Origin of the sequence: Xylophilus sp. Leaf220, assembly GCF_001421705.1 — a bacterium.
Taxonomy (GTDB): Bacteria; Pseudomonadota; Gammaproteobacteria; order Burkholderiales; family Burkholderiaceae_C; genus Xylophilus.
The window spans coordinates 82,606-94,386 of record NZ_LMKO01000002.1 but is presented as its reverse complement, the minus strand read 5'-3'; the positions used below and the strand labels follow the sequence as shown (position 1 = coordinate 94,386).

Below are 11,781 nucleotides of genomic sequence, written 5' to 3'. Positions count from 1 at the left end.
ACGGAGGCTTTTCATGCACTTCATCGAATGGTTCAGACCCGCCGCCTTCGTCGGCTCCATCCTCTTCGCGCTGGTCGGCGTGGTGGTGTTCTGGGTGTGCTTCCTGATCATCGACAAGATCACACCGGTCGACCTGTGGGCCGAGATCGTCGAGAAGCAGAACATGGCGCTCGGCATGGTGGTGGCCGCGATGTGCCTGGGCATCTCGCTGATCGTGGCGGCCGCGATCCACGGCTGACCGCGGGGCGGGCGCAGTCCTGCCGTCGAATTGGAAGTGCGGCGCAGCGCTCTGCGGCGCGGTACCGCACGCGGTTCCAGTCGTCATACAACGTTTTCGCCGGGGATGAAAATCTGCGGTAAAAGCGTGCGAAACCGAGGGTAAACGAGGAGGATTCGCCTCCTTCCGATGCGTGATAGTGCCTGTGTTGTCCTACAACTCATAACACAGCGGACCTGTCCGCAGAAGGAGACACCCTTGGAAAAGCACTTTCCCCGCACCGCCGTGGCCGATGCCGCCGGCGTGCACGCCGGCCGCCGCAGCTTCCTGCTCGGCGCCGGCACCCTGGCCGGCAGCACGCTGCTCGGTGGTCTCGCAGGCTGCGGCGGGGGCGGCGACGGCGGCTCCGGCAGCGGCGGTGTCGGCGATCCCGTCTGGGGCCTGTTCGGTACCGCGACCCGCATCGTGGACGCGCTGCAGTCTGTGTCGCAGGCGTCGTTCCCGGCGCGCGACTTCGTGGTGACCGATTTCGGCGCCCAGCCCTGCGGGGTGGTCGCCTCGCCCAACCCGTACACCAACGCGGCGCTGTCGCCCGCCAGCGCCGGCTCCGACAAGACCCACGCGCCCGGCGCCTTCGACGCGCGGCCAGCCTTCCTGGCCGCCATCCAGGCCTGCAACGCGGCCGGCGGCGGCCGTGTCGTCGTACCGCAAGGCAACTGGTACTGCGCGGGCCCGATCGTGCTGCTGAGCAACGTCCATTTCCACCTGAGCGGCGACTGCCGGATCTACTTCAGCCCGAACCCGGCCGACTATGCCAAGGACGGCCCGGTCGATTGCGGCGCCAACGGCAGGCTCTACTACAGCCGCTGGCAGGCCAACGACTGCCTGAACTTCGGCTCGCCGGTCTACGCCCGCAACCAGTCGCATATCGCCATCACCGGCACCGACAGCACGTCGGTCCTCAACGGGCAGGCGATGACGCCGTTCGCCGGCAGCGGCAACACCGCCACCTGCTGGTGGACCTACAAGGGCAACACCGGCCAGTACGGCTTCGTCAACGCGGCCACCACGCCGTCGGCGGCCTCCGTCAATCCGCTCAACGTCGACCTGCGGACCAAGGTGCCGGGTATCTCCGGCGCGCTCTACGCCCTGCTGACCAACCCGGTCACGCCCTGGCAGCAGGACCAGAACTACCTGCCCTGCCTGTCGGAGGCGGGCGTGCCGATCGAGCAGCGCATCTTCGGCCTGGGCCACTTCCTGCGGCCCTGCATGGTCAGCTTCATCAACTGCACCGACGTGCTGATGGAGAACTACCAGACCAACAACACGCCGTTCTGGCAGCACCATCCGGTCGCCTGCCGCAACGTGGTGATCCGCGGCGTGCTGGCCGACAGCACCGGCCTGAACAACGACGGCTTCGACCCCGACGCCTGCGACATGGTGCTGTGCGAGAACGTCGAGTTCAACACCGGCGACGACTGCATCGCGATCAAATCGGGCAAGAACCTCGACGTGCAGTACGGCCCGGCGCAGAACCACGTGATCCAGAACTGCGTCATGCAGAGCGGCCACGGCGGCCTGACCCTCGGCAGCGAGATGGGCGCCGGCATCCAGAAGGTGTATGCCCGCAACCTGGAGATGCGCAACATCTACTGGGCCACCAACGCGCTCAACATCGCGATCCGGATCAAGACCAACATGAACCGCGGCGGCTTCGTGCGCGACCTCTACGTGGACAACGTCACGCTCGCCAACGGCGTGAGCGTGACGCCGCAGGGCTACGGCGCCTCGCTGCTGGCGGGCAGCCCGGTCAACGCCAGCGTGCCGCTGGGCGTGGTGACGGCAGCCGCGGCCAATCCGTCGGCCTCGCAGGGCGGCATCGTCACCTTCGACTGCGACTACCAGCCAGCCAAGGACGCGATCCGCACCCGGCCCGCCACCGTGCAGAACATCTTCATCTCGCGTGTCCGGGCCGCCAACGTCACCCTGGGCGGCACGACCGCCTCGTGCTTCCAGGCGATCGTGGCGCAGGGCCCGGTCAAGCAGGACTACAACGGCCCGCAGCCGGTGCCGGCGGTGCCCGCCATCTCGGGCGTGACGATCTCCGACTGCGATTTCGGCACGCCCGCCGCGGCAGGCCCCGCCAGCGGCACGGTGCCCGGCCCGCTCTACGCCTACAACGTGCAGGGCATCGTGCTGCAGAACGTGAAGATCGCCGGTACGGTCTACAACACCACCCTCAACGACACCCGCTGACAGGGCCTGCCGCCGTCCGGGCCGCGAGGGCCTGCCGCCGGCTAGGCCGTCGCGTCCCACCACAGCCCCGCGCAGAGCGCCGCGCCCACCGCGTACAGCAGCCAGGTGCGCGACACCGCATACGGATAGAACATCAGCGCCACCCCGATCCACGTCGATGCGCGGCGCTCCTCCCGCCGCCCGCGCCGCCACGCCCACAGGCCGACCAGCCCGAAGACGATGGCGCCGGCGATGTAGGCGGGCGTGGGCAGTTCGATGCCCAGGGCGGTGAGGGTGTCGAGCGGGTCCATGGTCAGAGTCTGAAGGATGGAGCACGGTTTGGTTTGGCAGGGATCTCAAGTTCCGACTATTGCCCAGATCTTTTAGGAAGCGGCTATCCACAGGTAAGCTCAGACGCACGTTGGCAATAGCAAGCCTGTCCTTTTCTACAAAGCTATCGACCTCCTGAAATCCGTGATCGCCGACATCCGCAAGACACTCTGGGCCACCGCAGACAAGCTGCGCGCCAACATGGACGCCGCCGAATACAAGCACCTGGTGCTCGGCCTCATCTTCGTCAAATACATCTCAGACACCTTTTCCGCCCGCCGTGTCGAGCTGACCGCCCGCCTCACCAACCCCGACGACGAATACTTCTACGGCGACGCCGACCCCGCCGACATCGAAGCCGAGCTGGAAGACCGCGACTACTACAAAGAGGCCAATGTTTTCTGGGTGCCCGAAGGCGCGCGGTGGGAGGCCCTGCGCAATGCCGCCAAGCAGCCCGACATCGGCAAGCGCATCGACGACGCCCTGACCCACATCGAGGTCGAGAACCCCAAACTCAAAGGCATCCTGGACAAGCGCTACGCCCGCGCGCAACTGCCCGACGGCAAGCTGGGCGAGCTGGTCGACCTGGTCTCCACCATCGGCTTCGGTGACGACCCGGCGGTGGCCCGCGACGTGCTGGGCGAAGTGTACGAATACTTCCTGGGCATGTTCGCCAGCGCCGAAGGTAAGCGGGGCGGGCAGTTCTACACGCCCGCCAGCATCGTCAAAACCCTGGTTGCCATCCTGGCACCGCACGAAGGCAAGGTGTACGACCCCTGCTGCGGCAGCGGCGGCATGTTCGTGCAGTCCGAGAAGTTCATCGAGGCCCACGGCGGCAAGCTGGGCGACGTGAGCATCTACGGCCAGGAGGCCAACCCCACCACCTGGCGCCTGGCCGCGATGAACCTGGCCATCCGCGGCATCGACTACAACCTGGGCCGCGAACCCGACGACACCTTCACCCGCAACCAGCACCCCGACCTGCGGGCCGATTTCATTTTGGCCAATCCGCCCTTCAACGTCAGCGACTGGTGGCACGGCAGCCTGGAAGGCGACCCGCGCTGGGAATACGGCGACCCACCCCGCGGCAACGCCAACTACGCGTGGCTGCAGCACATGCTGCACCACCTGCGGCCCACCGGCCGCGCCGGCATCGTGCTGGCCAACGGCAGCATGAGCAGCAGCCAGAACAACGAGGGCGTGATCCGCGCCGCCATGGTCGATGCCGACGTGGTCGAAGTCATGGTGGCCCTGCCCGGCCAGCTGTTCTTCAATACGCAGATCCCCGCCTGCCTGTGGTTCCTGGCCAAGCGAAAGGCGCGCAAGGGCGAGGTGCTGTTCATCGACGCCCGCAAGCTGGGCCGCATGATCAGCCGCGTGCAGGCCGAGCTGACCGACAAGACGATTGCCCGCATCGAAGCCGTGGTGGCCGCCTGGCGCGGCGAGCCGGGCGCAGGCACCTATGAAGACGTGAAAGGCTTTTGCCGCAGCGTGCCCCTGGCCGAAATTGCCCAGCACGGGCATGTGCTGACGCCCGGCCGCTACGTAGGCGCGGAAGACGTGGAAGACGACGACGAAGCCTTTGCCGAGAAGATGGTCAAGCTCACCGAAAAGCTGGGCGAGCAGATGGCTAAAGGCGCGGAGCTGGATGCGGTGATTCGGGCAAAGTTGGGGGGGCTGGGGTATGAGTTCTGAGACTTTGCGCGATCTCACGGTCCACGCTATCGGTGGTGGCTGGGGGCAGGACGTGCCTGATGAACGGCACTCTGAGGCTGTTGCGGTTATCCGTGGGACTGACATTCCACGAATCGCTGCAGGGGATTTGTCATCCGTGCCCCGCCGTTTCGAGACGGCTTCTAAGGTTAAAAGCCGCTTGCTTCAACCCGGCGATATCGTCATTGAAGTCTCTGGTGGCAGTGCGGCCTCTGGGCAACACACTGGGCGAGCGATAGCTGTGTCTGCTCGGACCATTGAGAAACTAGGTGGTCGGGTTATCCCAGCGAGTTTTTGTCGACTACTACGCTTAGATTGCGACCAGATTGACCCGACGTTTATCTGCTATCAGATCCAGGGCCTCCATCTCTCAGGCGAAATTGCTGCGTTCGAGAATCAATCGACAGGGATTGCCAACTTTCAATTCACGCGTTTCGTGGAAACCGTTCGGCCCGGACTTGTCGATATAGCGGAGCAGCGAATTGCAAGCTCCGTGTTGCAATTGCTTGACAACCGCATCACCCTCCTGCGCGAAACCAACGCCACCCTCGAAGCTATAGCCCAGGCGCTGTTCAAATCCTGGTTTGTCGATTTCGACCCCGTGCGCGCCAAGATGGAAGGCCGCACGCCTGAAGGCATGGATGAGGCCGCCGCAGCGCTGTTTCCCGATGAGTTTGAAACGTCGGAGTTGGGGGAGGTGCCGAGGGGGTGGATGTACTGCAGCCTGAAAGAAGTGTGTTCAATCTTTGACTCCAAACGTGTTCCGTTGTCTGGATTGGAGCGCGCTAAACGGCGTGGCCCGTACCCGTACTACGGTGCGGCTGCATTGATGGATTACGTCGATGGATATATGTTTGACGGCGTCTATTTGCTGACGGGCGAAGATGGGTCAGTCGCAGATGCGCAGGGCTTTCCGATAACCCAATATGTTTGGGGAAAGTTTTGGGTGAACAATCACGCCCATGTTCTTCAGGGTGAAAGAGGATTTTCCACTGAGCACTTAGCTTTAGCTCTACGCCGAGTAAATATCCAGCCGTACATCACTGGCGCTGTTCAGGCAAAGCTAAGTAAATCCAATATGTGGCGGATCAACGTTCTAAATCCTGGACAAGACATGGCCAATGCATTTGGAATGGTGATCACGCCGTTGTACGAGGCAGTACGGGCGAACGTAGAACAAGCCCAAACCCTCTCCACCCTCCGCGACACCTTACTCCCCCGCCTGGTCTCCGGTCAGCTGCGCCTGCCCGACGCCCCGGTCGCTGACGAAATCGCACCAGGCAGCCCGCTGCAAGCATGACCGCTCTTTTTTTAATAGCTGGTTGCGCACGTAGTACAAGGGTCATAAGCCCCTTGGGCAAATAAACCTCACCCATCCCGAACCATGCCATCTTCCGGTACGCAATACGCGCTGTTCGAATCGGTGGAGCCCACCCCGGTGGAGCAGGCACAGCCGGAGCGTGTTGCAAGGCGGTTCAGCGACTACGTGGTGTATGTAGACGAAAGCGGAGACCACTCCCTGGCCAGCATCGACAAGGACTACCCGGTATTCGTGCTGGCGCTGTGCATTTTTCACAAGCGGCACTATGCAGAAAAGATCGTGCCTGCGGTGGAGAAGCTCAAGTTCAACTACTTCGGCCACGACAGCGTGGTACTGCACGAGAACGAGATTCGCAAGCAGAAGGGCGACTTCGCCTTCCTCGCCCACCGTCCCACGCGCGATGCATTCATGGCAGGGCTGACCTCCATCATGGAGGCCAGCAACTTCATCCTGGTGGCCTGCGTGGTGGACAAGGCCCGCGTGAACCGTGCTGCGGGGGCTGCCAGCAACCCGTATCACATTGCGCTAGGCATGGGGCTGGAGGCACTGCGCAGCTTTCTGGCCGAGAAGGGGCAAGACGCGGTGAAGACCCATGTGGTCGTGGAGTGCCGGGGCAAAAAGGAAGATGCCGAGCTGGAGCTGGAATTTCGCCGCATCTGCGATGGCGACAACCCGGGCAACCGGGGGTTGCCGTTCGACGTAGTGTTTGCCGACAAGAAAACCAACCTGGCGGGCCTGCAGCTGGCAGACCTGGTGGCCCGCCCCGTGGGCCTGCACTACCTTCGCCCTGCCCAGCCGAACCAGGCATTCGAACTGCTGAAGAAAAAGTTCTTGTGCGACGGCGACCGTGCTGGCGCAGGCGCGGGGTTCGAGGACATCGGTCTGGTGATCTATCCGCCCCAGAAAGCGAAAAGCCCCGGTGGACCCACCGAGGCTGTAGCGCCGACCAGGAACCCCCAATCCACTTAGGCCGCGAGTCTAGCCTAACGCTTGCATTGCTGCCTAGAGAGTTTGAGCCCGAGAAGAACGAGAGCGAGCCATGACCGAAGACCAACTCGAACGCGAAACGCTGGCCTGGCTTCACGACGTGGGCTACACCCACCGGCACGGCCCGGACATTGCCCAGGATGGCGCCACGCCCGAGCGGGCCGACTACCGCCAGGTGCTGCTGCCCCACCGCCTGCGCGAAGCCGTGGCCCGGCTCAACCCTGGCGTGCCGTTGGCGGCGCGGGAGGACGCGTTCAAACAGGTCGCTGATCTGGGCATTGCGTCGCTGCTGCAGGCCAACCGCGCATTCCACAAGCTGCTGGTGGGCGGAGTGCCGGTGCAGTACCAGCAGGACGGCGAAACCCGGGGCGATTTCGTGCGGCTGGTGGACTGGGCTGCCCCTGCGAAAAACGAGTGGTGGGCGGTGAGCCAGTTCACCATCAAGGGCCCGCACAAGACGCGGCGACCCGACATCGTGCTGTTCGTCAACGGCCTGCCGCTGGTGCTGCTAGAGCTGAAGAACCCGGCCGACGGTAACGCCAGCATCTGGAAGGCGTACCACCAAATCCAGACGTACAAGGAGCAGATTGCCGATGTGTTCCAGTACAACGAGCTGCTGGTGATCTCGGACGGTAGCGAGGCGCTGATGGGATCGCTCTCGGCCGATGCCGACCGCTTCATGGCCTGGCGGACGATCGACGGTGTGGCGCTGGACCCGCTGGGGCCGTTTCAGGATCTGCAGACGCTGGTGCGTGGCGTGCTGGCACCTGCGTATTTGCTGGACTACCTGCGCTACTTCGTGCTGTTCGAGGACGACGGGCAGCTGGTCAAGAAAATCGCGGGCTACCACCAGTTCCATGCGGTGCGCGCGGCCATCGACGAGGTGGTGGCCGCATCGCGCCCGGGCGGCTCGCGCAAGGGGGGCGTGGTGTGGCACACGCAAGGCAGCGGCAAGAGCATCACCATGACCTGCTTTGCCGCCCGCGTGATGCAGGAGCCCGCGATGGAGAACCCCACCATCGTCGTGATCACCGACCGCAATGATCTGGACGGGCAACTGTTTGGCGTGTTCAGCCTGGCGCAAGACCTGCTGCGCGAGCAGCCCGCGCAGGTGCTGACGCGGTCCGACCTGCGCGCCAAGCTGGCCCATCGGCCCTCGGGGGGCATTGTGTTCGCCACCATCCAGAAGTTCATGCCGGGCGAGGACGAAGATACTTTCCCCGTGCTGTCGGAGCGCAGCAACATCGTGGTGATCGCCGACGAAGCCCATCGCACGCAATACGGTTTCAAGGCCACGCTCAAGACCCGACAGCGCGGCTTCGATCCGAACAGGACTTTGGGGCTCGACGGGCATGCGCCAGCAGCTACGAAAAGCCTGGTGACCAGCGATGCCGGCAGCAGCGCTTTGCCCGCTGACTTCGAGCCCCCGGCGTACAACCTGGGGCGGGGCGTGGCGCCGGACGCAGGCCTGCAATCCGCTTGGCAAGCAGGCTACGCCCAACACTTGCGCGATGCGCTGCCCAATGCCACCTTCGTCGGCTTCACCGGCACGCCGGTGAGCAGTGCCGACCACAACACCCGCGCGGTATTCGGTGAGTACATCCATGTCTACGACATGCAGCAGGCCAAGGAAGACGGGGCCACGGTGGCCATCTACTACGAGTCCCGGCTTGCCAAGCTGCGTCTGCGGCAAGAAGATTTGCCCACTATCGATGACGAGGTGGACGAGCTCGCCGAGGACGAGGAAGAGGGCACGCAGGCACGCTTGAAGAGCCGCTGGGCAGCGTTGGAAAAGATCGTGGGCGCGTCGCCCCGTGTGGCCAGCGTGGCGGCCGACCTGGTGGCCCATTTCGAAGAGCGCAGCACGGCCCAGACAGGCAAGGCGATGGTGGTGGCCATGGGCCGCGAGATCTGCGTGCATCTGTACGACGAGATCGTGCGACTGCGTCCCGACTGGCACGACACCGACCCCGAGAAGGGCGCCATCAAGATCGTGATGACCGGTACCGCCAGCGACAAGCTGCTGCTGCGCCCGCACATCTACGACGGCAAGATGAAAAAGCGGCTGGAAAAGCGCTTCAAGGACCCGGCGGACCCACTGCGTATCGTCATCGTTCGCGACATGTGGCTTACCGGTTTCGACGCACCGTGCGTGCACACGCTGTACGTGGACAAGCCCATGAAGGGCCACAACCTGATGCAGGCGATTGCCCGGGTGAACCGCGTGTTCAAGGGCAAGCAGGGCGGGCTGGTGGTGGACTACATCGGCATCGGCAACGAGCTCAAGGCCGCGATGAAGGAGTACACCGCCAGCAAGGGCCGCGGCACGCCCACGGTGGATGCCCACGAGGCCTACAGCGTGCTGATGGAAAAGTTGCATGTGCTGCAAACCCTGCTGCACGGCTGCGACTACGGCGACTTCCTGACCGGCGGACACAGCGCCCTGGCGCGGGCCGCCAACCATGTGCTGGGCCTCCGTCCCGAAGGCGGCAAGGACGGCAAGCGCCGCTTTGCCGACACCGCCCTGGCGCTGACGCAGGCATTTTCGCTGTGCTGCACCCTGGACGAGGCCAAAGAGGTGCGCGAGGAAGTGGCTTTCATGCAGGCGGTGAAGGTGCTGCTGACCAAGCGCGAGCTCACTGCGAAAAAGCGCAACGACGAACAACGCGACGAGGCCATCCGCCAGATCATCAGCAACGCGGTGGTGTCGGACCAGGTGGTGGACATCTTTGACGCCGTGGGGTTGGACAAGCCCAATATCGGCCTGCTCGACGATGGCTTCCTGGCACAGGTGAAGAACCTGCCTGAGAGGAATCTGGCAGTGGAGCTTTTGGAGCGGCTGCTGGAGGGGGAGATCAAAAGCCGCTTTGGCAGCAACGTAGTACAGGAAAAGAAGTTTTCGGACCTTCTGGGCAATGTCATCAAGCGCTACCAGAACCGCTCCATCGAAACCGCCCAGGTGATGGAAGAGCTGGTGGACATGGCCCGAAAGTTTCGCGATGCGGCGGGGCGCGGCGAACAGCTGGGACTGTCGGGTGACGAGATGCGCTTCTACGACGCACTGGCCGTCAACGAGTCGGCCGCCCGGGAACTGACCGACGAAACCCTGAAAAAGATCGCCCACGAGCTCACCGAAAACCTGCGCCAGAACCTGAGCGTGGACTGGAGCGAGCGCGAGAGTGTGCGCGCCAAGCTGCGGCTGATGGTCAAGCGCATTTTGCGCAAGTACAAATACCCGCCGGACGCGTCGGACGCAGCGGTGGAACTGGTGCTGCAGCAGGCCCAGAAGCTGGGCGAGGCGTGGGTGGCATGACAGTGACAGAGGCGTCACCCGACACAGCCCCCCGCCACACGGGTCCCCGCCCCATCCAGGTCGCCCTGCTCGCCAGCGTCTTCGTCATCGCCGCCTGCGGACTGCTCTACGAACTGGCCGCGGGGGCGCTGGCCTCCTACCTGCTGGGCGATTCGGTGTTGCAGTTCAGCACGGTGATCGGCACCTACCTGTTCGCGATGGGGGTGGGCAGCTGGCTGTCGCGCTACCTGGAGCGGCAGCTGCCCGCGCATTTCCTGCGGATCGAACTGCTGGTGGCGCTGGCGGGCGGGCTGCTGCCGGGGCTGCTGTTCCTGGCGCATGCCTGGGTGCCGGGGGCGTTCCGGCTGCTGCTCTACGGGCTGGTGTTCGCGGTGGGCGTGCTGGTGGGGCTGGAGATTCCGCTGGTGATGCGGATCCTGAAGCGTAACGTGCAGCTCAAGGACCTGGTGAGCCAGGTGCTGACCTTCGACTACCTGGGCGCGCTGGCGGTGTCGCTGGCGTTTCCCCTGCTGCTGGTGCCGCACCTGGGGCTGGTGCGCACCGGGCTGCTGTTCGGGCTGCTGAACGCGGCGGTCGCGTTTTGGGCGCTGTGGCTGTTCCGGCACGAGCTACCGCGGCCCGGCGCGCATGCGCTGGCCTGCGTCGGCACGGCGGCCGTCCTGGCGGCGGGCTTCGCCGGGGCCGAGCGCGTCACCACGCTGGCCGAAGACCGGTTCTACCAGGACCGTATCGTCTTCGCCGCCACCTCGCCCTACCAGCGCATCGTGGTGACCCGCGGACGCGGCGGGCACCGGCTGTTCCTCAACGGCAACCTGCAGTTCGCCGAGCGCGACGAGTACCGTTATCACGAGGCGCTGGTGCACCCGGCGATGGCCGCGCACGGCGCGCCCAAGCGGGTGGCGGTGCTGGGCGGCGGCGACGGCATGGCGGTGCGCGAGATCCTCAAGTACCCGTCGGTCGAGCAGGTGACCCTGGTGGAGCTCGACCCGAACATGACCCGGCTCTTCGCCGAGCACCCGACGCTCGCCGCGCTCAACGGGCATGCGCTGGCCTCGCCCAGGCTGAAGATCGTCAATGCCGACGCCTTCGGCTGGCTGCAGCAGGTGCAGGACAGCTTCGACGTGATCGTGGTCGATTTCCCCGACCCGACCAACTTCGCGATCGGCAAGCTCTACACCCAGTCCTTCTACGCCCTGCTGGACCAGCGGCTGTCGGCCAGCGGCTACGCGGTGGTGCAGACCACCTCGCCGCTGGTGGCGCGGCGCAGCTTCTGGACGGTGGTGCAGACGATCGAATCGACCGGGCTCTCCGCCACGCCGTACCACGCGCACGTGCCCAGCTTCGGCGAGTGGGGCTTCGTGATCGCAAGCCGCCGGCCGTGGCACCTGCCGGCTGCGCTGCCGGCGGGGCTGCGGTTCCTCGACCTGCCGACGCTGCCGCTGCTGTTCGACTTTCCGCGCGACATGGCGCGGGTGCAGGCCGAGGTGAACCGGCTGTCGAACCAGGTGCTGGTGCGGACGTACGAGGAAGAATGGGGACGATGAAGTTCACCCCCAGGCTCCGCACTGCGTGTCTGCGCCTCCCCCCGCTCCGGGGGCGATACCGGCGGGCCGGCGAAGCCGGACCCACGGTATCCCTGAGTGGGGCGCGGGACGGTGCGGTGTC

Annotated in this window: 8 protein-coding genes; 7 read left to right on the top strand and 1 reads right to left on the bottom strand. The window is 64.9% G+C overall.

All coding sequences use genetic code 11. The annotated features are described in order from the left end of the window. Nucleotides 1-13 precede the first annotated feature (13 nt). Together ASE76_RS05315 and ASE76_RS05310 are read left to right on the top strand one after the other, a co-directional pair. Complete coding sequence (locus ASE76_RS05315) at nt 14-238, top strand: DUF350 domain-containing protein (protein ID WP_055835895.1); 225 nt, start codon at nt 14-16, stop codon at nt 236-238. A 168-nt stretch (nt 239-406) separates the two neighbouring features. Next, complete coding sequence (locus ASE76_RS05310) at nt 407-2,473, top strand: glycoside hydrolase family 28 protein (RefSeq protein ID WP_082448027.1); 2,067 nt, start codon at nt 407-409, stop codon at nt 2,471-2,473. A 41-nt stretch (nt 2,474-2,514) separates the two neighbouring features. Here the strand turns inward: ASE76_RS05310 and ASE76_RS05305 are convergent, their stop codons facing one another. Next, complete coding sequence (locus ASE76_RS05305; protein ID WP_055835893.1) at nt 2,515-2,763, bottom strand: hypothetical protein; 249 nt, start codon at nt 2,761-2,763, stop codon at nt 2,515-2,517. 163 nt (nt 2,764-2,926) lie between these two features. On the opposite strand from ASE76_RS05305, the gene ASE76_RS05300 reads away from it, so the two are divergent. The 5 genes from ASE76_RS05300 to ASE76_RS05285 all read left to right on the top strand — a co-directional run bounded on the left by ASE76_RS05300 (nt 2,927) and on the right by ASE76_RS05285 (nt 11,660). Continuing rightward, on the top strand, nt 2,927-4,477 hold the full coding sequence (locus ASE76_RS05300) for a class I SAM-dependent DNA methyltransferase (protein WP_055835890.1): 1,551 nt from the start codon (nt 2,927-2,929) through the stop codon (nt 4,475-4,477). Next, entirely contained in the window at nt 4,467-5,795 is a 1,329-nt protein-coding gene (locus ASE76_RS19885) for a restriction endonuclease subunit S (RefSeq protein ID WP_082448025.1), read from the top strand. The genes ASE76_RS05300 and ASE76_RS19885 overlap by 11 nt, the downstream gene beginning before the upstream one ends. 84 nt (nt 5,796-5,879) lie before the next feature. Further along, nucleotides 5,880-6,785, top strand: a complete 906-nt coding sequence (locus ASE76_RS05295) for a DUF3800 domain-containing protein (RefSeq protein WP_055835887.1) — start codon at nt 5,880-5,882, stop codon at nt 6,783-6,785. A gap of 70 nt (nt 6,786-6,855) precedes the next feature. Beyond that, complete coding sequence (locus tag ASE76_RS05290; RefSeq protein WP_055835884.1) at nt 6,856-10,116, top strand: type I restriction endonuclease subunit R; 3,261 nt, start codon at nt 6,856-6,858, stop codon at nt 10,114-10,116. Then, nucleotides 10,113-11,660, top strand: a complete 1,548-nt coding sequence (locus tag ASE76_RS05285) for a polyamine aminopropyltransferase (protein WP_055835881.1) — start codon at nt 10,113-10,115, stop codon at nt 11,658-11,660. Before ASE76_RS05290 ends, ASE76_RS05285 begins: the two co-directional genes overlap by 4 nt. Nucleotides 11,661-11,781 lie beyond the last annotated feature (121 nt).